Origin of the sequence: Tenacibaculum larymnensis, assembly GCF_028829235.1 — a bacterium.
Classification (GTDB): Bacteria; Bacteroidota; Bacteroidia; order Flavobacteriales; family Flavobacteriaceae; genus Polaribacter; species Polaribacter larymnensis.
On record NZ_JAIWJY010000015.1, the window covers coordinates 1 to 23,330 of the forward strand.

At 33.2% G+C, this 23,330-nt stretch carries 20 protein-coding genes and 1 riboswitch; of the genes, 12 read left to right on the plus strand and 8 right to left on the minus strand.

Translation table 11 applies throughout. The features are described 5' to 3' along the window. Positions 1-469 precede the first annotated feature (469 nt). From dsrP to LCI24_RS16080, 6 genes are read right to left on the minus strand one after another with little or no spacing between them, the layout of a single operon-like run. Entirely contained in the window at positions 470-1,687 is a 1,218-nt protein-coding gene (dsrP, locus tag LCI24_RS16055) for a sulfate reduction electron transfer complex DsrMKJOP subunit DsrP (RefSeq protein ID WP_274641287.1), read from the minus strand. A gap of 10 nt (positions 1,688-1,697) precedes the next feature. After that, complete coding sequence (locus LCI24_RS16060) at positions 1,698-2,825, minus strand: 4Fe-4S dicluster domain-containing protein (RefSeq protein ID WP_274641288.1); 1,128 nt, start codon at positions 2,823-2,825, stop codon at positions 1,698-1,700. A gap of 6 nt (positions 2,826-2,831) precedes the next feature. Then, on the minus strand, positions 2,832-3,458 hold the full coding sequence (locus LCI24_RS16065; RefSeq protein ID WP_274641289.1) for a cytochrome c3 family protein: 627 nt from the start codon (positions 3,456-3,458) through the stop codon (positions 2,832-2,834). Beyond that, positions 3,458-4,147 carry a nitrate reductase cytochrome c-type subunit gene (locus LCI24_RS16070; RefSeq protein WP_274641290.1) on the minus strand — a complete coding sequence of 230 codons (690 nt, stop codon included), beginning with the start codon at positions 4,145-4,147 and terminating at the stop codon, positions 3,458-3,460. The genes LCI24_RS16065 and LCI24_RS16070 overlap by 1 nt, the downstream gene beginning before the upstream one ends. A gap of 4 nt (positions 4,148-4,151) precedes the next feature. Next, the gene (locus LCI24_RS16075; protein ID WP_274641291.1) at positions 4,152-6,479 is read right to left on the minus strand and encodes a molybdopterin-dependent oxidoreductase; all 2,328 of its coding nucleotides are present in this window, start codon (positions 6,477-6,479) and stop codon (positions 4,152-4,154) included. A 4-nt stretch (positions 6,480-6,483) separates the two neighbouring features. Beyond that, positions 6,484-6,723 carry a hypothetical protein gene (locus LCI24_RS16080; protein WP_274641292.1) on the minus strand — a complete coding sequence of 80 codons (240 nt, stop codon included), beginning with the start codon at positions 6,721-6,723 and terminating at the stop codon, positions 6,484-6,486. A 274-nt stretch (positions 6,724-6,997) separates the two neighbouring features. On the opposite strand from LCI24_RS16080, the gene LCI24_RS16085 reads away from it, so the two are divergent. The 4 genes from LCI24_RS16085 to LCI24_RS16100 all read left to right on the plus strand — a co-directional run bounded on the left by LCI24_RS16085 (position 6,998) and on the right by LCI24_RS16100 (position 11,290). Beyond that, positions 6,998-7,336, plus strand: a complete 339-nt coding sequence (locus LCI24_RS16085; protein ID WP_274641293.1) for a winged helix-turn-helix domain-containing protein — start codon at positions 6,998-7,000, stop codon at positions 7,334-7,336. A gap of 45 nt (positions 7,337-7,381) precedes the next feature. After that, positions 7,382-8,359: a quinolinate synthase NadA gene (gene nadA, locus LCI24_RS16090; RefSeq protein ID WP_274641334.1), complete on the plus strand. Its 978-nt coding sequence runs from the start codon at positions 7,382-7,384 to the stop codon at positions 8,357-8,359. Beyond that, on the plus strand, positions 8,360-9,937 hold the full coding sequence (gene nadB, locus LCI24_RS16095) for an L-aspartate oxidase (RefSeq protein WP_274641294.1): 1,578 nt from the start codon (positions 8,360-8,362) through the stop codon (positions 9,935-9,937). Positions 9,938-10,006: 69 nt separating this feature from the next. Continuing rightward, positions 10,007-11,290, plus strand: coding sequence for an acetyl-CoA hydrolase/transferase family protein (locus LCI24_RS16100; protein WP_274641295.1), 1,284 nt, complete (start codon positions 10,007-10,009; stop codon positions 11,288-11,290). 37 nt (positions 11,291-11,327) lie between these two features. Here the strand turns inward: LCI24_RS16100 and ric are convergent, their stop codons facing one another. Then, positions 11,328-12,047 carry an iron-sulfur cluster repair di-iron protein gene (gene ric, locus LCI24_RS16105; protein WP_274641296.1) on the minus strand — a complete coding sequence of 240 codons (720 nt, stop codon included), beginning with the start codon at positions 12,045-12,047 and terminating at the stop codon, positions 11,328-11,330. 5 nt (positions 12,048-12,052) lie between these two features. Next, entirely contained in the window at positions 12,053-13,288 is a 1,236-nt protein-coding gene (locus tag LCI24_RS16110; RefSeq protein WP_274641297.1) for an alginate export family protein, read from the minus strand. Between the two features lie 212 nt (positions 13,289-13,500). Between LCI24_RS16110 and msrB the strand changes: the two genes are divergently transcribed. The 8 genes from msrB to LCI24_RS16150 all read left to right on the plus strand — a co-directional run bounded on the left by msrB (position 13,501) and on the right by LCI24_RS16150 (position 23,319). Further along, positions 13,501-13,947 (plus strand): peptide-methionine (R)-S-oxide reductase MsrB, encoded by a 447-nt coding sequence (msrB, locus tag LCI24_RS16115; protein ID WP_274641335.1) that lies wholly within the window; start codon positions 13,501-13,503, stop codon positions 13,945-13,947. A gap of 13 nt (positions 13,948-13,960) precedes the next feature. Further along, positions 13,961-14,506, plus strand: a complete 546-nt coding sequence (gene msrA / locus LCI24_RS16120) for a peptide-methionine (S)-S-oxide reductase MsrA (RefSeq protein ID WP_274641298.1) — start codon at positions 13,961-13,963, stop codon at positions 14,504-14,506. Positions 14,507-14,512: 6 nt separating this feature from the next. Then, positions 14,513-16,078: a protein adenylyltransferase SelO gene (locus LCI24_RS16125; RefSeq protein WP_274641299.1), complete on the plus strand. Its 1,566-nt coding sequence runs from the start codon at positions 14,513-14,515 to the stop codon at positions 16,076-16,078. Between the two features lie 184 nt (positions 16,079-16,262). Continuing rightward, positions 16,263-16,376, plus strand: a riboswitch (SAM riboswitch). A 131-nt stretch (positions 16,377-16,507) separates the two neighbouring features. Further along, positions 16,508-17,800: an O-acetylhomoserine aminocarboxypropyltransferase/cysteine synthase family protein gene (locus LCI24_RS16130; protein ID WP_124589058.1), complete on the plus strand. Its 1,293-nt coding sequence runs from the start codon at positions 16,508-16,510 to the stop codon at positions 17,798-17,800. A gap of 40 nt (positions 17,801-17,840) precedes the next feature. Beyond that, entirely contained in the window at positions 17,841-21,239 is a 3,399-nt protein-coding gene (thrA, locus tag LCI24_RS16135; protein WP_274641300.1) for a bifunctional aspartate kinase/homoserine dehydrogenase I, read from the plus strand. A 110-nt stretch (positions 21,240-21,349) separates the two neighbouring features. After that, positions 21,350-22,516, plus strand: a complete 1,167-nt coding sequence (locus LCI24_RS16140) for an O-succinylhomoserine sulfhydrylase (protein WP_274641301.1) — start codon at positions 21,350-21,352, stop codon at positions 22,514-22,516. 23 nt (positions 22,517-22,539) lie between these two features. Beyond that, complete coding sequence (locus tag LCI24_RS16145) at positions 22,540-22,947, plus strand: RrF2 family transcriptional regulator (protein ID WP_028891802.1); 408 nt, start codon at positions 22,540-22,542, stop codon at positions 22,945-22,947. Between the two features lie 117 nt (positions 22,948-23,064). Further along, complete coding sequence (locus tag LCI24_RS16150) at positions 23,065-23,319, plus strand: DUF2061 domain-containing protein (RefSeq protein ID WP_028891803.1); 255 nt, start codon at positions 23,065-23,067, stop codon at positions 23,317-23,319. The last annotated feature ends 11 nt before the right edge of the window (positions 23,320-23,330 follow it).

Genomic DNA, 23,330 nt, shown 5'->3' on the forward strand with positions numbered 1-23,330 from the left:
TGAAAATTCTTTTTTACTGATGAGTGATTACTATATGAATCTTTTAACCTTGCTCACTTCCAATTATACAGTAGAATAAGCTTTTTACACTTTATTAAGCAGGAAAAATATTAAGTAGGGTAAATAAATCAAAGAAAGGTGGTTATATGTTCAAGCTCTCATTAAAATCGGAGTATTTACCGGAGAGTGATAATGAGGACTATTTAATAGAGGGTATATTGCAACGAGCCTATATAGATGAGAAGTTGGAGTATCAGGAGCCTAAATTGGAGAAGGATTATACGAATATTGTATCGAAGAGTAGGGGGATGTAGATGTATCGGAGTACAAAGAGTATTTTAAGAAGCTTCGTAAGAAAAGAGATAGGAAGACTTAATTAAAAAAAGAGTTAGAAATGACTATTTGTAAAAATCCCTATAACCTTTAAAGATTATAGGGATTTAAGTTTGTTGTGAAATATTTTGTTCTTCTATTTTTTGTAACGCAGTTTTCCAGTTTCTATTCCAATAGCCGTTTTAGCTAAAACAGTAAATATAAGCGCTCCTAAAGCCCAAATACCTAAGGTTACTCCAATCTCTATTCCAGTTGGTGTGTATTCAGCTATCTTTCCATATGGACCTGGTATAAATCCAGGAACAATTAAACCAAATCCTTTTTCAATCCATATTGTTATAAATAATATAAAACAAGCAAAATATAAAACTTTTAAGTTGTTACGGAGCTTATGAAATGTTAAGATAACTGTAGCTAATACATTTAAAGAAATAGCTGTCCAAATCCAAGGTAATAAAGCTGTTTTTCCATCTAAACCAAAAAATAGATAATAAGCACTTTCACTATGATGCGTAGGAGCATAGAACTCTTTAAACAACTCAGAGACTAGCATAATAATGTTTATTTGAGCAGCAACAGTAACTACCATAGCTATTTTTTTGATGGTTTTATCTTCAATTTTAAAAGCTGTAAAGGTTCTAATAATAGCTAATACTAAAATGATTAAAGCAGGACCAGCAGCAAATGCAGATGCTAAAAATCGAGGCCCTAATAAAGCATTGTTCCAGAAAGGACGTGCTTGTAATCCTTGGTATAAAAAAGCGGTTACTAAGTGAATTCCTACAGCCCAAAAGACAGATAATAGAGCACCTGGAACGTAAATACTTTTCTTAGATTCTTTTCCTTGATAGTGTCTAAACAATATATAAAAAGGTATACTAATGTTTAAGAATAAGTAGCCATTTAATACAATAACATCCCAAGTTAACATTGAGTTAGGGAAGTTAAAAACACCTATACCTGGTATCATGTGCCATAAAACAGATGGTCCTCCCATATCTGCAATCACAAAAGCTAAACACATGATAAGAGCAGCTACGGCAAGTCCTTCTCCTATTAATACGGCTTGTTTAAAATCAATATCTTTTAGTACATATGTTGGCATTACCAACATAACAGCGGCTGCGGCTACCCCTACTAAAAAGGTAAAATTAGATATATATAATCCCCAGCTGACTCTATCTGTCATACCAGTAACACTTAGTCCATGTTCTAATTGAATAGAATAGCAATACATTCCTATTAATATAATTAAGGTTAAGAAAGCCATCCATAGGTGGTATTTTTTAGAGCCTTTAGTGATGATATCTAAACTATCTTTAACTAAGCTCCCAAAAACTTTAAGTTGTTTCATTGTGTTTATTTTAGTCCATGAAATACCAAAACTTTGGTTCGGTACCTAAATCTTCTTTTAATCTGAATACTTTTTTATTTTCTAACACCCAACGAATGGTGCTATTAGGATCTAATAGGTTTCCAAAAATACGTGCACCTGTAGGGCAAGCCTCTACACAAGCTGGATTTTTACCTGCTCTGGAGCGTTGTACACAGAAAGTACATTTTTCCATTACTCCTTTTTTACGCATTCGGTTTCCTAAGTAATGTTGGTTATGGTTTATCTCTTCTTCTGGAACTTCTGGTTTACTCCAATTGAATCTACGACCATCGTATGGACATGCAGCCATACAATAGCGACAACCTACACACCAATCGTAATCAACAACTACTAATCCGTCTTTTTCTCTCCAAGTAGCTTGTACAGGACATACTTCTACACACGGTGGGTTATCACAGTGAAAACATTGAGTTCCCATATAAAAGTGACCTTCAGCAGGAACTTCATGGTAATAATTATCATCAGCTTCATTAAAGTTAAAACCTTTACCGTCTTTCATTTCATGAATTCTTATGTATTGCATTTGTGAATTTCTGTCTTGATTATTTTCTTTTACACAAGCACTCACACAGTCCATATACCCTTGACATTTAGAGATGTTAAAAGCATAACCAAATAGCACATCTTCTTCAGCATTTTTAGAAGACATGTTTATAGTTTTTCCAGTACGTAATTGATACGAACGGACTAAACGGTTTACGGTTGCTTCTTTTTCTTCATCGGTCATGAGTTTATAGTTTCCTTTAAACTGCTCTTCCCAATCAATCTGTGCTTTTTCTTTAGATTCGTCACTTGAAGTAATACTTGTACAAGAAGACATTGCTCCAGCTCCAATAAGTAAACTTGCTGTTAGTTTTTTAAAGGCAGACCTACGATCCATTTTTACATCAAATACTTGATCAAAACCATCTTTATATTTTTCTTCGCCAATTGATGCATCTACAGCAGCTTCAAAAAACTCATTTTCGGATAATTCATTCTTAGGTTTATGAGAGTCACACCTACCAGAAGTTTTGCCACATCCACAAGAACTGGATGTTTGTTTATGCTTACTGTTTAAATTGAGTTTAAACCACTTTTTATTGTTGTTATTCATGCCTGATTATTTTCGTTCTTTAACTTTTTGGGTATTAAATCGTGCTGGCCACTTAGTATGAAAACTAGGAGAATGTGGGTTGTGACAATTAACACATGTCATCGAAGCTCTTGGTGAAGCCCAACTTTTAATACGTTTACCATGTGCACCTCCTGTCCAATCTTTATACTGTTTTTGGTGGCATTGACTACATAATTTATAGCTCATGTTAAAATCTATAGAATTATTAGTTAAGCTTCTTAAATTATCAGGATTTTCACCATCATGACAGGTTGTACAATTCATAGTATTCTCATCAGCATGATTTATTTTGATATTCCAATGTGCTTTTTTTTTGTCATCACTTTGCATTTGATGTAGTGGTTTGTTATGACATTCGGTACAGGCATAGGATTTTATTTCTCCTTTTCTTTCAGGAATTAAAAAAGTTTGACCATTTTCGGTAACTTCAATAGTTTTTATCCCTTCAATATATTTTTCTGAAGAAATTGAAATACCATGGTAGTTTTTACTTTCTGCTTCTATTTTATCTGTTATACTATGATATTCATTTTCTTTATGTTTACAAGAAACAATTAAAAGAGAGATAAAAAAGAAGTAACTTATTAGTTTTATATGCTGATTGTAGTTCATTAGTTTTCAAATTTTCTGATAAAAGTTCCAATATCTTCCGTTACTTTATTATTAGGAACATGGCACTGACGACAGTTTACTCGCTCTGGATGTGTAACTCTAATTTCTTTTGGAGCACTTGGTCCGGCATGACATGCTAAACAATTTTCACGTAATTGTAATTGATGAGGAATTACAGGAGGGCTTCCTGCCAAAGCATTGTTAGTTCCTACTGTTGGAATAGTACCTCTTTTAAAATTAGTGCCTTTAAACAATGTTTGGGTTTTTTGAGGTACATGACATTGGCGGCAGTTTACCATTTCTGGATGTGGTGTTACTGGAGCAAAAGCTTCAAACTTATCTACATAACCACCATTTTCATGACACTTTAAGCAAGTGTTTTCTCCCATACTACGTTCACTAGAAACTTCATGAGGAATGCTAGGTGGGGCACCGTGAAAAGCTCTATTATCGTAATACGTTTTCATACTTCTTTGATGATTTTCGTCTACGGGCATGTTAGCATAATCTAATGCAAACTCTGAACGTTGAAAAACACCAGTTTCTGATGGAATAATAGGTATAGGCCTGTCGTTTTCTATTGGTATATAGGCTTCTTCTTGACCCTGGTAGTAGCTATAATTCCATATAGTAATGAAAGCTATAAATAGAATGATAAAAAGAGATATGATTCCTAAACGTTTTCTCATAATTTTAAGCTTTATCTACTTTAGCGGCACACTTTTTATAATCTGGCTCTTTAGAAATAGGACAGAAAGAATCTAATGTAATGTTGTTAATTAACATGTTTTCATCAAAGAATGGAACAAATACTTGCATTGGAGCAGGTACTCCTCTTTGATTTACAGATGCTGGTAAAACTATTTCACCTCTACGTGTTGTTAATTTTACGTTATCACCATTTTTTATTTGCATTCGTTTAGCGTCATCTGGGTTTAACTCTACATACGAATGAGGCATAGCTTTGTGTAATACAGGAATACGTCTGGTCATAGAACCTGTATGCCAATGTTCAATCACACGACCTGTATTTAACCAGAATGGGTATTCTGCATCTGGTTCTTCAGCAGCTGGTTCATAAGGACGTTGCCAAATAACTGCTTTTCCGTCTGGTTTTCCATAGAAATGAAAATCTTCTCCATTACTACAGGCTGGATCGTATTTAGAATTAAAACGCCATTGAGTAGACTTTCCATCAACATAAGGCCATTGCATTCCAGGGGTTTCTTTAAGCACTTCTAATGGAGCCATATTATGCTTTTTATTATCGTGATGCTTACGATATTCAGCATAAATTTCTTCAATATGGGTTTCTTCATCGTAGTAAAACTGTTTTTCGTACCCTAAGCGTTTTGCTACTTCTACTAATTGCCAAGTATCACTCATAGCTTCACCAGGTGGTTGTACCATTTGCTCAAAATATTGAGTTCTACGCTCAGAGTTTCCATACATACCTTCACGTTCAACCCACATAGCAGAAGGTAAGATTACATCAGCAATATCAGTAGTTGGTGTAGGGTAGATGTCTGAAACGACAATGAAGCGTCCTTCTTTTTTAGCACCATCTCTATAACGCTTTAATTTAGGCATGGTTACCATAGGGTTTGTTACTTGGATCCACATGAAACGAATATCACCTCTATCTAATGCTCTAAACATTTCAACGGTATGATACGTTGGCTTAGGATCGATGTTTTCTACAGGAACATCCCATATTTTAGCAGCAAATTCACGGTGTTCTTTATTCATTACCACACCATGAGGTAACTTATGTGTTAAGGTTCCTACCTCTCTTACAGTACCACAAGCTGATGGTTGCCCTGTTAATGAGAATGGGCTATTACCAGGAGTAGAAATTTTTCCTGTTAATAAATGGATGTTATAAATTAAGTTATTCATCCAAGTACCTCTACTGTGCTGGTTTGGTCCCATACACCAAAGCGACATCACTTTTTTATTTGGGTCACCATAATATGCAGCCATATATTTAATGTCTTTAGCAGACACTCCTGATATTTTTTCTACTTTTTCAGGTGTGTAGTCTTCTAAAAACTTTCTGTATTCTTCAAAACTGATTTTTTCTGGTTTATCTTTAAACTTATAGTTGTCTTCTAAACCGTACCCCATATTGGTTAATCCCTTACTGAAGTTGCAATGTTTTTCAACAAAAGATTTATTAACCCAACCATTTTTTATTATTTCATAACATATTGCATTGGCAACTGCTAAATCGGTTTGAGGTAAAAACAGAATAGATTTATCAGCCGCCATACTTGTACGAGTGGTACGTGTAGCAAAGTCGATAATTTTTACACCTCTCTTTAATCGTTGATCTAGTAATCTAGAAAATAAAACAGGATGCATTTCTGCCATATTATTTCCCCAAAGAATAAACACATCAGCATGGTCAATATCTTCGTAACAGCCCATAGGTTCGTCAATTCCAAAAGAAGTTAAGAAACCAGTTACAGCACTAGCCATACATAAACGAGCATTGGCTTCAACATTATTAGTACCGATACAGCCTTTAAAAAGTTTAGAGGCTACATATCCATCAGGAATAGTCCATTGTCCTGAACCATAAATAGAAACAGCATCTTTACCATAATCTTTAATGGTTTCCTTCATTTTAGAGGCGATTAAGTCTAAGGCTTCTTTCATTGAAGTTTCCACATACCTTCCATTTTTCTTAACTAAAGGTTTTGTTAAGCGGTCTTTACCGTACATAGCCATTACCGAATGGTATCCTTTAACACAACATAAACCTTTATTTACAGGCGATTTCGGGTCTCCTTTTACAGCAACTGCTTTTCCGTTTTCAACACCAACCATTACCCCGCATCCAACACCACAAAATCGGCAAGGAGCCTTTTTCCAATCTAAATTTCCTCCTTTAGGTAATTGTTTCTCTTGTTCTCCAGCAAACATAATTCCTGGAAACATGGTAGCAGCAGCTGTCATTGCAGATAATACCGCCATCTTTTTTATAAAACTTCTTCTATTTGTTGTTGAAGTATACATAGGGCTAATTGTTTTTAGGTGTATTGAATCCAGAAACCATTGCAAGTAATTTTAAACTACTAATAGCTTCTAATTTTTGTTTTAAAATATCTTCTTCTGCTTTAGTTTCTGTTTCTGTTACTAAAACCAAAACATCTTTGTTTTCTGCAGGAAGAACATCACATTCTTTTAAAGTAGAAAGTGCTTTAATAAGCTCTTCTTTTTTACCATCATGAGGATGGGCTAAATAACTTTTTATAGGCATAAAAAATAGCTGTTTATTGTCCTTAACAAATTAATAAATATACAGATAGGAAAAACATGATATTTATCATAATGTGTAGTTATTCAGTACGTTATGTTTTTTAGGGAATAACGAATAGGCTTGAAAGTGAAGTGATTAAAGACTTTTTTGTCTTTTTTATAATAAAACAAAAATATAATTTATAATTATTTTAAATAATTTACTGTTTATGATTAGCCTCATAATCTAAAAATGAGTTTGCCTTTAATTTTGTGATCTAGTTGAAGTAAAGCTTATGACTTATAAAATTAAAAGTAGAATATGGATAGAAGTAGATGATGCTACTTTTTTAGGAGAGGGAAGAATAAGGTTATTGAAGTCTATTAAGGAAACTAAATCATTATCAAAATCAGCAAGAGAATTGGGAATGTCTTATAAAAAAGCATGGAACTTAATTGACTCAGTAAATAAAAAATCAATGAAACCAGTTGTCGTAAAAATATCAGGAGGTTCTGGAGGTGGTGGAACTACATTAACAGAGTATGGTTTTAAACTTATAGAAATGTATGAGAATATTAATACCAACTGTTGGAAGTATTTAGATAAACAGCTAAAAAAATACTCATTAGACTAATTTAAATAGCAAAAAATAAGAAGTAGAAAGCATGACTAATATCATATTTTAAATTTTGCTGTCCAACTACTTTCGCAACCAGAATTATTTATAAATATGACATTAAAAGATAAAATTACGCGTTTAAAGTCAGAAAAAAATGCGGTTATATTAGCTCACTATTACCAAGAAACTGAAATACAAGATGTGGCTGACTACGTAGGTGATAGTTTAGGTTTGTCACAAAAAGCAGCGGAAACAGATGCAGATTTAATTGTGTTTGCAGGAGTACATTTTATGGCTGAAACAGCTAAGATTTTGAACCCTACAAAAACTGTTGTTTTACCTGATTTAGAAGCAGGTTGTTCTTTAGCAGAATCATGCCCGTCTAAGGAGTTTGAAAAATTTATAAAAGAACACCCAGATCATAAGGTAGTGACTTATGTAAACTGTAGTGCAGAAGTTAAAGCGTTAACTGATATTGTTTGTACTTCTTCTAATGCACTCAAAATAGTAGAATCTATACCTAAAAGTACTCCAATTATTTTTGCTCCTGATAGAAATTTAGGAAAATATATTATAAAACAAACTGGTAGAGATATGCTCCTATGGGATGGTAGTTGTGTAGTTCACGAAGCTTTTTCTATAGATAAACTGATAGAGTTACATAAAAAATATCCTGACTATAAAATAATTGCACATCCTGAATCTGAAGAGCATATTTTAAAAACAGCTACGTATGTTGGTTCAACCGCAGGAATGATTAATTATGTTAAAGATCATTCTAATCAAAAGTTTATTGTGGCAACAGAGGTTGGAATTTTACATAAAATGCAAGAGGAAGTTCCAAATACAGAGTTAATTCCTGCCCCAGCTAAAGAAGATAATACATGTGCATGTAGTGAATGTGCTTATATGAAAGTAAATACTATGCAAAAGTTATATGATTGCTTATTGCATGAAAATCCAAAAATAGAAGTACCAAAAAGAATTAGAGAAAAAGCATTGGTTCCAATTCAACGTATGTTAGAACTTTCAAAATAGATGATAATAACCGATTATTTAGTAATAGGATCAGGGGTTGCAGGACTTACTTTTGCGGTTAAGATAGCAGAAAAGTTTCCTAATAAAGCAGTAACTATTATAACTAAAGGAAGCGAAGATGAGTCTAATACTAAGTACGCTCAAGGAGGAGTAGCAGTTGTTTTGGATAAGGAGAAAGATTCTTTTCAAAAACATATTCAAGATACATTAATAGCGGGTGATGGTTTGTGTGATAGAGGCATTGTTGAAATGGTAGTGAATGAAGGACCAAAACGGTTTAAAGAACTCATTACTTGGGGAGCTAATTTTGATATAAACACAGAAGGTAGTTTTGATTTAGGTAAAGAGGGAGGGCATTCAGAGTATCGGGTGGTACATCATAAAGATATAACAGGATATGAGATTGAAAGAGCTTTGTTACAACGTATTCACCAGTTAAAAAACACTAAACTTTTACCACATCATTTTTCTATCGATTTAATTACAGAGCATCAATTAAAGTCAAAAGAAAGGGAGCAAACAAGGTGTTATGGTGCCTATGTGCTAAATGAAAAAACAGAGAAAGTTCTTACAATAAAAGCGAATAATACAATACTAGCTTCTGGAGGAATTGGTAATGTTTACGGACATACTACAAATCCTATAATTGCTACTGGAGATGGTGTAGCAATGGCATACAGAGCAAAAGCGGTTATAAAAGATATGGAGTTTGTTCAATTTCATCCAACAGTATTGTATAACAAAGAAGGAGGTTCTTCTTTTTTAATTTCAGAGGCAGTGAGAGGGTTTGGAGCTTATTTAAGAGATAAAAAAGGAAATCGTTTTATGCTAAATTACGACGTTAGAGTAGAATTAGCATCGCGAGATATCGTTTCCCAATCTATAGACAAAGAACTAAAGGAGTCAGGAGACCCTTGTGTGTTTTTAGATTGTACACATCTAGATATGATAGCCTTTCAAAAGCATTTTCCTACCATTTATCAAAAATGTAAAAGTTTAGGTATTGATGTGGCTAAAGATTGGATTCCAGTAGTACCTGCTTCTCACTATTTATGTGGGGGAATTGTAGTTGATAAAGAAGGAAAAACAACTATTCAAAATTTATTTTGTTGCGGAGAAACTTCAAGAACAGGATTACATGGAGCCAATAGGCTAGCTTCTAATTCTTTGTTAGAAGCATTGGTGTATGCTCACAATATTTTTAAGTATTTATCAAAAAACAACTTTACTTCCTCATATGTAGAAATACCAGAATGGAATGCTGATGGTGTACTTTTAAATGGAGAAGAATTAGTAATTAATCTATATTTAAAAGAATTACAAACTTTAATGAGAGATTATGTAGGAATTGTTAGAAGTAATACACGATTAACAATAGCTAAAACAAAGCTTGAAATAATTTATAATAAAGTTGAAAACTTATATAAAATAGCAAAAGTTACAACTGCTCTTTGTGAGTTAAGAAATATGATTAATGTAGCGCATTTAATTATTAATCAATCTATAGAAAGAAAAGAAAACAAAGGAGGCTTTTTTAACATTGACAATACCATTAAAGAGGTTCATAAATTAGTCTAATCCCATGACTTTTATCATTAATTAAACAGTACTTTCTTGTGACATTTGTAGTTATAAAAAATGAATAAAATGTCAGATAATTTAAAGATTGTTACAGCTGAAGAAGCAGTAGCTATTGTAAAATCAAATAATAAAATATTTTTCCAAGGAGCAGCAATGACTCCTAATTTATTAATAGATACTTTGTGTGAACGTTATCAAGAGGTAACCAATGTAGAAATAATCCAAATTCATACCCATGGTAAAGCTAAGTATTTAGAAGAACCTTATAGTAAATCATTTAAATTGATAAGTTGCTTTGTAGGTGATAACGTTAGGAAAGGAGTGAATATGAATAACGGAGACTACATTCCTATTTTTTTAAGTGAAATACATTGGTTATTCCGTCGAAATATTTATCCATTAGATGTAGCATTTATCCAAGTTTCTCCACCTGATAAACACGGGTATTGTTCTTTAGGAACTTCAGTAGATATTACATTACCAGCTATACAAACAGCTAAAACGGTTATAGCTCAGGTAAACCCGAATGTTCCTAGAACACATGGAGATGGTATTATCCATATAAGTAATATTGATTATGCAGTAAAAGTTGACTCACCAATTCATACTTCTATAACAGGAACACCTTCAGAAATAGAAACAAGAATAGGAGAAAATGTAGCAGGGTTAATTGAAGATGGAGCAACACTACAAATGGGAATAGGGAACATTCCTAACGCAGTATTACATAACTTAACAAATCATCAACGTTTAGGTATTCATACAGAGATGTTTTCTGACGGTGTATTACCATTAATAGAGAAGGGTGTAATTACTGGGGAAGAAAAAGAAATTAAAACAGGAAAAATTGTTACTTGTTTTGCTGTAGGCTCTCAAAAACTATATGATTTTATAGATGACAATCCTTTGGTACACTTTAAAGAAGCTGGATATACAAACGATACCTCTATTATAAAATTAAATCCAAAAGTTACCGCAATTAATAGTGCTATTGAAATAGATTTAACAGGACAAGTTTGTGCAGATACAATTGGAAAATATCAATATTCAGGAGTTGGAGGACAAATGGATTTTATTAGAGGAGCATCCTTATCAAAAGGAGGAAAAGCAATTATAGCAATGCCTTCAATAACAGCAAAAGGAGTTTCTAAAATTACACCATTTTTAAAAGAAGGAGCAGGGGTTACAACTACAAGAGCCCATGTACATTATGTAGCAACAGAATATGGAGTTGGTAATTTGTTTGGAAAGAGTTTAAAAGAACGAGCAAAAGCATTAATTTCTATAGCTCACCCTAATTTTAGAGAAGAATTAGAAAGAGAAGCTTTTAATAGATTTACCAAGTTATAAATAAAAAAGGAGCAGTAAATAAACTGCTCCTTTTTTATTAAGATATTTTCTTTTCTAAAAGAATTGCCTTCGGATGCAAAATATTATTTTCGAGATGTATATGTTTATGTAAATCTTGTTCAAACTCTTCTAGCTTAGCATATAAAGCTCTAAAAGTATTACAGGCTCCTTCTGGAGGAGTATAATTATTAGACAGCCTAGATATTTCTTTAAAAATATTTCCAGCACTTTCATGTTCATGTTCCATCATTTGTATTGGATTGTTTACAGTCCCAAAAGGAGGTGTTGTGTTTTTTCTTCCTTCTTTTTCAGCTTGTACTAATTGTTTTATAAAAGGAAATAATACCTGTTCTTCTTTTTGCATGTGTGATAGTAACTCATTAGCAACCTCATGAAATAACTGATTTATTTCAACTACTTCAATATAATGGTGCCCATGAACTTTAGCTACTTTGTTAACATATTGAGAAATGATAGGTAGGCTTTCTCTTACGTAGGTATGATGTACATTTTCAATATAAATCATTAAAAAATCTAACTCCCATTTATCATAATCTTCAATAACATCTTTTATTACATCAACCTCTGCTAATTCTTTTTCAAGAGTTGCTTGATCTACATTGTTTTTTGCGCAAGCTTTTTCAACAGATATACCTCCACCACAGCAAAAATCAATTCCGTATTTCTTAAAAATATGTGCTGTTTTTATATTTTCAGTCACATAGTCAGCTACTGTTTTTTTACTTGATACTACCATAATTTCTAGTTTTTAGATGTGAATAAAGTTGGTTTAATAGTTACCATAACCCAAGCCCAATTATTTGTGTTACTATCTGAATTTCCTTTTAAAACCTCCATTCCTTCAGAAGGAAATAAGTGAGAATAGCCAGCTTTAAAACCAATATCTTTCGTAAACTTATATCCGTATACAATATCTACTTCAGTACCTAGTTGGTTAGAAACTGAGTTATTAATATCTGCAGCAGCAGAAAAATTATGAACAAAAGCTGTTAAACCAGATTTTGAGTTTAATTTAAAATTAGCTTTTGCATAGAGGTCTAATAAACCAACACTGTTTATATGATTTCCTACGTAGAAATAATCCATAAAACCATTAAACTTATGATTGGTTCCATAAAAAGGAGTAAAAGCATTGTTTTCATCAGCAGGAGTATTGTAATCATTACCACTTTGTAATTCAACTCCTAAACCAATCTTTGCTTTTTCTGAAGCTTTAAACATGGCCTCTAAACCAAGTAAATAAGCATTTAAATCTCTATCTAAAACATCATTACCAAATTGATAATATAAGTTAGCAGCAATAGTAAACTTATTTTTCTTTGCAGTTAAGTGTGTTCCTATAGTTTGACTATACTTAAGCCCGTTAGGAGATTGCATACCGTTGTTTAAGAACAAGAAACTACCAGAAAAGTCACTCCAATCTTTATGTAACCACGCATATTGCATAGCTTTATACGTATTTGGTGTAGTTAAATTTGTTCCTGTTAGGTTTTCTTTTGATTGATTAAATGCCAGACCAACATCAAACTTAAAACTATCTTTTTTATACTTCAGCATTGCCATATCATGGCTACGAGCTTGTTGTGCCCAACCAACATTACCAAAAATTCTACTATCGTCATAAATAACCTCTTGTCGTCCTAGTTTTACAGAAAAGTTTGGGTCTAAAAGTATTTCCCCCCAAGCTTGGTGTACACTCAAACCACTATTATCAGCAGTATTTAATTGAGGAACATCTCCCCAAACTCTAACATCTTGAAAACTAACATAAAAATTTAATTTTTCAGTTTTATAGGTAGTGTTCAATCGAGTTCTTTGAGAAACAAAAAGAGCAGGATTGGCATTATCAGGAAATAAAGTTTTAAATCCATGCCTATATTCAGCACGCGGACGTAGTTCTGCATCAATTGTTAATTGAGCAAATGTTGTAGTGGTAGCAAAAAAGAGCAATGCTATTATAATTTTTGATGTTTTCATAATTTTTTAATTAACATTAGCCCAAATTTCTAGATAAATGCTAGGATAAAACATGATAAAAATCAGGTAGAACTAAAAAAGATGAAAATATCTTTTATAGATAATGAAAATTAAAATGAGTATAGTTAATAATGAATCGTAGCTTTGTAAGTAACAAAGAAAAGAAACTACTAATAAGTTAAATAAAACGAAAGAGCAGGATGAACGACAAAATTTTAACTTGGAAAGATGTAATTAATTTTGCAGTTAATGGTAATCCAACACCTGATAAAAGAGTGGAAAAAACAGCAGCAGAATGGCAAGAACTTTTAACCCCAGAACAGTTTAGAGTTACTAGGCAAAAGGGAACAGAAAGACCAAATTCAGGAGCATTGTGTAGTGTGTATGATGAGGGAAAATATAAGTGTGTATGTTGTGGTACACCTTTGTTCGATTCAACGATTAAATTTAGTTCAGGTACTGGTTGGCCTAGTTTTACGCAGCCTATAAAAGAAAATGCTATTAAGTATGAAAAAGACACTACTTTTGGAATGGTACGAGTAGAAGTTATGTGTAATACATGTGATGCGCATTTGGGACATGTTTTTCCTGACGGACCAGAACCTAGCGGATTACGTTATTGCATTAACTCGGCTTCAATGATTTTAGATACAGAATAAAGAAAGGAGAGAAATGACAAATAATAAGTTAGAAGTAATAACCGTTGGTGGCGGTTGCTTTTGGTGTGTAGAAGCTGTTTTAAATCAAATAAAAGGAGTAGAAGAAGTAGTATCTGGTTACATGGGCGGTACTGTACCAGGAACACCAACCTATAGAGAAATTTGTTCAGGTTTAACAGGACATGCAGAAGTAGTACAAGCAACGTTTAACCCAGATATTATAAGTTATGAAGAGTTATTGGTAATGTTCATGACAAGTCACGATCCAACAACGTTAAACAGGCAAGGAGCTGATGTAGGAACTCAATACCGTTCTGTAATTTTTTATCATACACAAGAACAACAACAAATTGCTAAAAAAGTAGTAGAAAAGCTGGCACCTTATTATGAAGATGAAATTGTAACAGAAATAAGCCAAGCATCCATATTTCATAAAGCAGATGAGAGTCATCAAGATTTTTATGAAAAGAATAAAGATCAAATGTATTGTGTAGTTGTTATTTCGCCTAAACTGGCAAAATTGAAAAAACTGTACGCAAGCAAACTAAAAGAACAATAGAACGTGTTGAAATTCAATATACAAAATACCTTTACTCAAGAATTACCTGCTGACCCAATTCAAGAAAATACTCGAAGACAGGTTACAAAAGCTTGTTTTTCGTATGTAACACCTAAAAAAACGTCCAATCCAAAAATAATTCATGTTTCAGATGACATGGCTAAAGAATTAGGGCTTTCAGAAACAGGAATAGCTTCAGATGAATTCAAGAACATTTTTACAGGGAATGATGTATATAAAAATACACAACCGTATGCCATGTGCTACGGCGGACATCAATTTGGGCATTGGGCAGGACAATTAGGAGACGGTAGAGCGATTAATTTGTTTGAAGCAGTTCATGATAACAAAAAATGGGCATTACAGTTAAAAGGAGCAGGAGAGACACCATATTCGAGAAATGCAGATGGATTAGCAGTGTTACGTTCCTCTATTCGTGAGTATTTGTGTAGCGAAGCTATGTATCATTTAGGAGTACCTACAACAAGAGCATTATCATTGGCACTATCAGGAGATCAAGTTCTAAGAGATGTACTATATGACGGAAACGCTGCGTATGAAAAAGGAGCAATTGTCTGTAGAACAGCCGAGTCTTTTTTACGTTTTGGTAGTTACCAAATATTTCCTGCCAGAGGAGATGTAAAAACATTAAAAACACTAGTTGATTATACCATTAAACATCATTATTCTCATTTAGGTAAACTTTCAAAAGAAACATATGTTTCCTTTTTTAAAGAGGTGGCAGAGCGTAGTTTAGAAATGGTAATTCATTGGCAACGTGTTGGTTTTGTTCATGGAGTAATGAATACTGATAACATGTCTATTTTAGGTTTAACAATAGATTATGGACCTTACGGATGGTTAGAAGGTTACGATCACGGATGGACGCCAAATACAACTGATAATACCCATAAACGTTATCGATATGGTGCGCAACCAGAGGTGGTTTTATGGAATTTATATCAGTTGGCAAATGCTCTATATCCTTTAATTGAAGAAGCTGAACCTTTAGAGGCTGTTCTAGAAAACTATCAAGAAAAATTTCCTGAAAAGTATATGCAAATGATGCGAGAAAAATTAGGACTTTTTTCTTCAAAAGAATTAGATGGAATATTAGTTTCAAATCTTGAAGAAGTACTTCAAAAAACAGAAACAGACATGACTATTTTTTTCCGATTGTTGTCAAGCATTTCAAAAGATGATACCATAGAGGAGGCACTCAAAAAAACAGAAAAAGCATTTTATATGTCTTCAGAAGTTGTAGGCGAAATAAAAAAATCGTGGAAAAACTGGTTTCAAAATTATATAGATAGATTACAAAATGAAACTGTTTCAGATGAAGAAAGAAAAACAAAAATGAATGCTGTAAACCCTAAATATGTACTCAGAAATTATATGGCGCAATTAGCCATTGATGATGCAAATAAAAATGATTTTGTATTGTTAAATGAGTTATATTTACTGCTCAAAAATCCTTACGATGAGCAGCCAAAATATGAAAAATGGTTTGCAAAACGACCTGAATGGGCTCGAAATAAAGTAGGATGTTCTATGTTATCTTGTAGTTCTTAAGATAAAAACAAGTGCTATATTTTAGTTTAAATAAAACTATTTAAAATGCTGGTTGTTAGTGTTTTAATATTTTGTTTTGAAAATAATTCAAAACATTTTTTTAAATAAAAATCAAAATAAATTTGGAAAATCCATTTTTATAATTGAATATTTGTGCTCGTAAAAGTTCAAACACTTATTGACGATGTTATCAAGAAAGGTGGAGGGATTAGACCCTATGAAACCTTAGCAACCCTTTGTGCAAACAAAGAAGGTGCTAAATTCTACCAGAGCGTAAAAACTCGTGGATAGATAACCCAAAGAAGTTTCTTTATTTCTACAAGAATCTTCTTATAATTTCTTAATAACATTTTTCTAGTAAGCAACATCTAAAAGTAGATGTGTTTTGGCTTTTGGTTTAATTTTTTATTAACTCAAAAAACAAGAAAAATGAGTACACAAAAATTCGCAACAAATGCGTTGCACGCAGGACATGATGTAACACAAAATGGAGGAACAAGAGCAGTTCCTATTTATCAAACTACTTCGTATGTTTTTAATGATTCAGAACATGCAGCAAACCTGTTTTCATTAAAAGAATTAGGATTTATTTACACCCGATTAAACAATCCAACCAATCAAATTTTACAAGATCGTTTAGCAGCTTTAGAAGGCGGTATTGGGGCTGTAGTGTTTGCTTCGGGTACGGCAGCTATTTCAACAGGGTTGTTAACCTTACTAAAAGCAGGAGATCATATTGTAGCTTCGAGTAGTTTGTATGGAGGAACTTACAATTTGCTGAATGTTACCTTACCGAGATTAGGCATTACCACTACGTTTGTTGATGCATCAAACCCAGATAGTTTTGCAGAAGCTGTACAAGAAAATACAAGAGCTTTCTTTGTAGAGTCTTTAGGAAATCCGAAGTTAGATGTTTTAGACTTACAAGCGATATCAGCACATGCAAAAAAGGCTGAAGTTCCTTTTATTGTGGATAATACAGTGGCAACTCCTGCTTTATTAAACCCAATAGAACACGGAGCAAATATTGTAATTCACTCGTTAACAAAATATATTGGAGGACAAGGAAACTCGTTAGGAGGAGCTATTATTGATGCTGGAACTTTTAACTGGGCAAATGGTAAGTTCCCAGAGTTTACAGAACCTTCAGCAGGATATCACGGATTAGTATATCACGAAGCCTTAGGAGCTGCATCATACACATTTAAGTTAATTTTAGAGGGCTTACGTGACTTTGGAGGTGCCTTGAGTCCTACCAATGCTTTTAATATCATTCAAGGATTAGAAACCTTAGAAGTAAGAATTCAAAAACACAGTGAAAATGCCTTGTCTATTGCTAAATGGTTGCAAGAACAAGAAGAAGTTGCTTGGGTAAACTATCCAGGATTAGAAGGTAATAAATACAAAACTTTAGCCGATAAATACTTACCAAAAGGGCAAAGCGGATTGGTAACTTTTGGTGTAAAAGGAGGTTATGAAGCCGCTAAAACCATTGCAGACAATACTAAACTCTTTTCATTACTAGCAAATATTGGAGATACCAAATCTTTAATCATACATCCAGCAAGTACAACACATCAACAATTGAGTGATGAAGCACAAGAAAGCACGGGAGTAACGAAAGATTTAATCCGTTTGTCGGTTGGTTTGGAAAATATAGAAGATTTAAAAACCGATTTACAAGAAGCATTTGCCAAAATATCTAAAGAAGTATTGGCATAAACCAATAACATTTAGAAAATACCTCAAAAATAAGTCGGTAATGAAAAGTGATTTACAACACATCAATATTCTTAGTTATACCACAATAAGCGGTACACAATTCGATACTATTCCATTGAGTTATCAAACCTTCGGAAAAGCATTGGGTACCGCTCCTGTGGTGCTAATTAATCATGCGTTAACAGGCAATAGTAATGTTTCAGGAAATGATGGCTGGTGGCAAGATGTAGTAGGAGAAAACAAGGTTATTGATATCAATGAATATGCTATTTTATGCTTTAACATTCCAGGAAATGGCTATGATAATTTCTTAATAGATGATTACAAAAGTTTTGTAGCACGTGATATTGCAAACATTTTTCAACAAGGTCTACAGCAACTTAATATTACCCAATTATATGCGTTGATAGGAGGTTCTTTAGGAGGAGGAATAGCATGGGAAATGGCAGTGTTGAATCCGCAAATAACAAAACACTTAATTCCGATTGCAACTGACTGGAAATCTACTGATTGGCTAATAGCCAACTGTCAAATACAAGAACAGTTTTTAACCAATTCTAGCAATCCGGTACACGATGCGCGTATGCATGCTATGTTGTGTTATAGAACACCTGAGTCATTTAAAAAACGTTTTCAACGCTCAAAAAATGAAGAATTACAGATTTTTAATGTAGAAAGCTGGTTGTTACATCACGGAAAAAAATTACAAGAGCGCTATCAGTTAGCGTCGTATAAATTGATGAATCAGTTATTAAAAACCATCGATGTTACCAAAGGAAGGGAAGGGTTAGATGTGTTAGAAACCATTGAAGCAGATATTCATATCGTTGGAGTTGATTCTGACTTGTTTTTTACCGCGGAAGAAAACAGAGAAACACACAAACAACTGGCATCTGCCCATGCGAATGTAACCTATAATGAAATTAATTCAGATCATGGGCATGATGCTTTCTTAATAGAATACAAACAATTAGAAAAAATTATTGAACCTATATTCAATCAAAAATCAACAAATAAGAGAATGAAAATTTTAAAGTTTGGCGGAAAATCATTGTCGAATGAAGGCATACCAAATGTAGTATCAATCATAGAGCAAAAAATAAATGAAGGAGAAAATATAGCTGTAGTAGTCTCAGCAAGAGGAAATGCTACAGATGAGTTGGAAGAATTATTAGAAAGAGCAGCTAAAAGTGAAGCTTTTAAAGAGCAACTAGAAGCTTTTAAATACGAACAAACAAAATTAACACCTTTAGTAGATTTTTCTACTGAATTCAATAGGCTAGAAAAACTATTTGAAGGAGTTAGTTTGTTAGGAGACTACAGTCAAAAAATAAAAGACGAAGTGTTGGCACAAGGCGAGTTATTGTCTATAAAAACCGTAACCGATTTGTTACAGCAAAAAGGTATCAATGCCAATGCTACCGATGCTAGAAATTTGTTGAAAACAGATGAAAGCTTAGGGAATGGACAATCAATAATTGAAGTTTCGAAAGAAAATGTAAAAAATCATTTCAAGCAACATAACGGAACAACAGTAAACATTGTAGCAGGGTTTATAGCATCTAATTTAAAGAATGAAACTACAACATTAGGAAGAAACGGAAGTAATTACACAGCATCATTATTAGCCAATTATTTAGATGCGGAAGAGTTACAAAACTACACACATGTTGATGGTATTTTTACCGCAAATCCTGATTTGGTAGCTGATGCTAAAAAGATAGAAGAGTTATCTTTCTCTGAAGCTAATGAGTTAGCCAATTTCGGAGCTACTATTTTGCATGCAAAAACCATTATTCCCTTATTAGAAAAGAATATTAACCTTCGCATATTAAATACGTTTAACCCAAATGATAAAGGAACGTTGATTACGGCAAAATCAACCTCCAAAGGGATCAAATCCTTATCAGTATTAGACAAGGTTGCTTTAATAAACTTCGAAGGAAGAGGCTTGTTGGGAAAAGTAGGAGTGGATGCACGTATTTTTAAAGCTCTGAGTAATCACGGAATTAGCGTGAGCATTATTTCGCAAGGATCTTCAGAACGAGGGATTGGTTTAGTGGTAGATAAAAGTAATGCAGTAGCAGCGGTAAAAGCTTTGGAACAAGAGTTTGAAAATGATTTACAAACAAAAGATGTCAATCAAATTTCCATTCAAGAAGAAGTAGCGGTAATCTCAATTATAGGACAAGATTTAAGTGAATTCCACCATCCATACAATGCTTTAATTAAGAATCAAATAGTTCCTTTATTATTCAACAATACAATTACAGGTAAAAATGTGAGTTTGGTGGTAAAAAAGGAACAATTACATAAGGCGTTAAATGTAATTCATGGTCAAGTATTTGGAGTTGCTAAAAAGATAAACATTGCTGTTTTTGGTAAAGGTTTAGTAGGAGGAACACTGATAGAACAGATACTAGAAAGTTCGAAATCAATCTTAGAGAGACGTAAAATTCAATTAAATATTTTTGCCATTGCTAACTCTAAGAAAGTGTTGTTAACCAAAAATGGAGTAGCAACTAATTGGTCGGATGAACTTGAGAATGCAGCAGATAACCAGCATACAGTTGATACAGTAATCGATTATGCTAAAGAACATCATTTAGAAAACCTAATTGCGGTAGACAATACAGCAAGCGTAGACTTTATAGAAAATTACATTCCGTTAGTCAATGCAGGGTTCGATTTGGTTTCATCTAACAAAATAGCCAATACAGTTTCGTTCGATTTTTATAAAAAACTACGTAAAACCTTAGAGGAAAACAATAAAAGTTACTTGTACGAAACCAATGTAGGTGCAGGGTTACCGTTGATAGATACGATTAAACTATTACACGATTCAGGCGAAAATATCACGAGAATTAGAGGGGTGTTTTCAGGTTCGTTAAGTTACTTGTTCAATAAATTTTCTTCGGAAGAAGTGCCGTTTTCAAACGTATTACAAGAAGCAATTGACAGCGGATTTACAGAACCAGACCCTCGTGAGGATTTGTGTGGAAATGATGTAGCTAGAAAACTATTGATTTTAGCTCGTGAGCTAGATTTAGAAAATGAATTTGAAGATATTCAGATAGAGAACTTAATACCAGAAGCGTTTAGAGAAGTATCTTCAGAAGAATTTTTATCTAACCTAGATCAATTAAATCCAACGTTTCAACAGCAGAAAGAAGCTCAAAAAGAGAAACACGTGCTTCGATATATTGGAGATTTACATGGAGACTTACAACAAACAAAAGGAGAGTTGGATGTAAAGTTAGTCTCTGTACCAGAGAGTTCTCCTTTAGGAAGCTTAAAAGGTTCTGATGCAATTTTTGAAATTTATACAGAATCATATGGAGCACAACCTATCGTAATTCAAGGAGCAGGGGCAGGATCTAAAGTAACTGCTAGAGGCGTATTTGGAGACATCTTACGATTAGCAAAGAATAATAACTAGAAAAGAGAACAAAGAAAATAGAGCAGAGAAAAAAAGATACAAGAACTGAGACCCAAAAATCTTGATTCCTTTATCTGATAGCGAAGCGATCAAACATCTAAAAAAATAACATGAGCAAAAATTTTGAAACTCAAGCCATACGAACACAAACAGAACGTTCACAATTTTCAGAGCATTCTACACCTTTGTATCTAACATCCAGCTTTGTATTTGAGGATGCCGAAGATATGAGAGCTTCGTTTGCCGAGGAAAAAGAGAGAAATTTATATAGTCGATTTTCAAACCCAAATACCACAGAGTTTGTCGATAAAATAGTGGCTATGGAAGGTGCTGAAGCAGGATATGCGTTTGCAACAGGTATGGCAGCTGTGTTTTCAACTTTTGGTGCGTTATTAAATGCAGGAGATCATATTGTATCATGTCGCTCTGTTTTTGGTTCAACACATAGTTTGTTTACTAAATATTTACCGAAGTGGAATATAGAAACAAGTTATTTTAAAATTACCGAGGTAGATACTATTGAAAGTTTAATTCAACCAAATACCAAAATTTTATATGCTGAGACACCTACCAATCCGGCAGTAGATATTTTAGATTTGGAATTGTTAGGAAGTATTGCCAAAAAGCACAATTTATTATTAGTGATAGACAATTGCTTCGCAACGCCGTATTTACAAAATCCCATAAAGTTCGGAGCCGATTTGGTGATTCACTCAGCTACAAAACTCATAGATGGTCAAGGTCGTGTTTTAGGAGGCGTAACCGTAGGAAAAGAGGACTTAGTTAGAGAAATCTATTTATTTTCAAGAAATACAGGTCCAGCAATGTCTCCATTCAATGCTTGGGTATTGTCTAAGAGTTTAGAAACGTTGTCGATTAGAGTAGAGAAACATTGTGAAAACGCTTTGAAAGTAGCGCAGTTTTTAGAAGAACATCCAAAGGTGAAATTGGTGAAGTATCCATTTTTAAAATCGCATCCACAGTATGAAATAGCTAAAAAACAAATGCGACTAGGAGGAAATATTGTTGCTTTTGAAATCCAAGGAGGTATAGAAGCAGGACGTAAATTCTTGAATAGTATTCAACTATGCTCATTATCAGCAAATTTAGGAGACACAAGAACTATTGTAACGCATCCAGCATCTACAACACATAGTAAGTTAAGTGAAGAAGATCGATTAGAGGTAGGAATTACTGACGGTTTAGTACGATGTTCGGTGGGATTAGAAAACGTAGAGGATGTAATTTATGATTTAAATCAAGCATTAAATAATTAAGAAGTAAAGCATATATTTGTAATATGCTTTCTAAGAAAACAAAATACGGAATTAAAGCGCTTACTTTTATTGCTAGGCAAGAAAAGGGCACTATGGTACAAATAGCTACCATTTCAGAAAAGGAAAATATTTCGCACAAGTTTTTAGAAAGCATATTACTTACCTTACGAAAATCAGGAATTTTAGGAGCTAAAAAAGGAAAAGGTGGAGGCTATTATTTGTTAAAGCCAGCTAGCGAAATTAGAATGACTGATGTTATAAGAACACTAGAAGGACCTATTGCTATGGTACCATGTGTTAGTTTGAATTATTATGAAAAATGTGATGACTGTCCAGATGAAGAAGCTTGCTCAGTACATAAACTTATGATTCAAGTAAGAGATAATACGCTACAAGTACTTCGTAATAACACACTAGCAGATTTAGTGTAGTATTAACAAATTGTAAAATTCAAATATTTTTTTGATTTCTCCTTGGAGAATTAAAAAGCATCTGTATATTTGTCGACTTAAAACCTAGTATTCCTATAGGGTAATGGTATTTTAAAAATGATTGTAGAACAAGTAGTAGAAAATAAAGCAAATTATAAAGAAGATAAGCTTTCTGAAAAACCAATAAGAAGCATTATAAAATCAATAAGTTGGAGAGTTGTTGGTACCATAGATACAATATTAATATCATGGGTAATTACAGGACAAGTAAAGACAGCTTTTTCAATTGGAGCTGTAGAGTTAGTAACAAAAATGCTATTGTATTTTTTTCACGAAAGAGTCTGGAACAGTATTAAATGGGGCAAAAAATGAGTATAGAAACA

Excerpts from the sequence above, each read along its gene's own strand:
- LCI24_RS16085 (WP_274641293.1), top strand. The coding sequence starts at position 6,998 with ATGACTTATAAAATTAAAAGTAGAATATGGATAGAAGTAGATGATGCT.
- thrA (WP_274641300.1), top strand. The coding sequence starts at position 17,841 with ATGAAAAGTGATTTACAACACATCAATATTCTTAGTTATACCACAATA.
- LCI24_RS16075 (WP_274641291.1), bottom strand. The coding sequence starts at position 6,479 with ATGTATACTTCAACAACAAATAGAAGAAGTTTTATAAAAAAGATGGCG.
- LCI24_RS16065 (WP_274641289.1), bottom strand. The coding sequence starts at position 3,458 with ATGAACTACAATCAGCATATAAAACTAATAAGTTACTTCTTTTTTATC.
- LCI24_RS16070 (WP_274641290.1), bottom strand. The coding sequence starts at position 4,147 with ATGAGAAAACGTTTAGGAATCATATCTCTTTTTATCATTCTATTTATA.
- msrA (WP_274641298.1), top strand. The coding sequence starts at position 13,961 with ATGACAAATAATAAGTTAGAAGTAATAACCGTTGGTGGCGGTTGCTTT.
- LCI24_RS16140 (WP_274641301.1), top strand. The coding sequence starts at position 21,350 with ATGAGCAAAAATTTTGAAACTCAAGCCATACGAACACAAACAGAACGT.
- LCI24_RS16110 (WP_274641297.1), bottom strand. The coding sequence starts at position 13,288 with ATGAAAACATCAAAAATTATAATAGCATTGCTCTTTTTTGCTACCACT.
- LCI24_RS16100 (WP_274641295.1), top strand. The coding sequence starts at position 10,007 with ATGTCAGATAATTTAAAGATTGTTACAGCTGAAGAAGCAGTAGCTATT.
- LCI24_RS16130 (WP_124589058.1), top strand. The coding sequence starts at position 16,508 with ATGAGTACACAAAAATTCGCAACAAATGCGTTGCACGCAGGACATGAT.
- LCI24_RS16080 (WP_274641292.1), bottom strand. The coding sequence starts at position 6,723 with ATGCCTATAAAAAGTTATTTAGCCCATCCTCATGATGGTAAAAAAGAA.
- LCI24_RS16060 (WP_274641288.1), bottom strand. The coding sequence starts at position 2,825 with ATGAATAACAACAATAAAAAGTGGTTTAAACTCAATTTAAACAGTAAG.
- dsrP (WP_274641287.1), bottom strand. The coding sequence starts at position 1,687 with ATGAAACAACTTAAAGTTTTTGGGAGCTTAGTTAAAGATAGTTTAGAT.
- ric (WP_274641296.1), bottom strand. The coding sequence starts at position 12,047 with ATGGTAGTATCAAGTAAAAAAACAGTAGCTGACTATGTGACTGAAAAT.
- LCI24_RS16150 (WP_028891803.1), top strand. The coding sequence starts at position 23,065 with ATGATTGTAGAACAAGTAGTAGAAAATAAAGCAAATTATAAAGAAGAT.
- LCI24_RS16145 (WP_028891802.1), top strand. The coding sequence starts at position 22,540 with ATGCTTTCTAAGAAAACAAAATACGGAATTAAAGCGCTTACTTTTATT.
- nadB (WP_274641294.1), top strand. The coding sequence starts at position 8,360 with ATGATAATAACCGATTATTTAGTAATAGGATCAGGGGTTGCAGGACTT.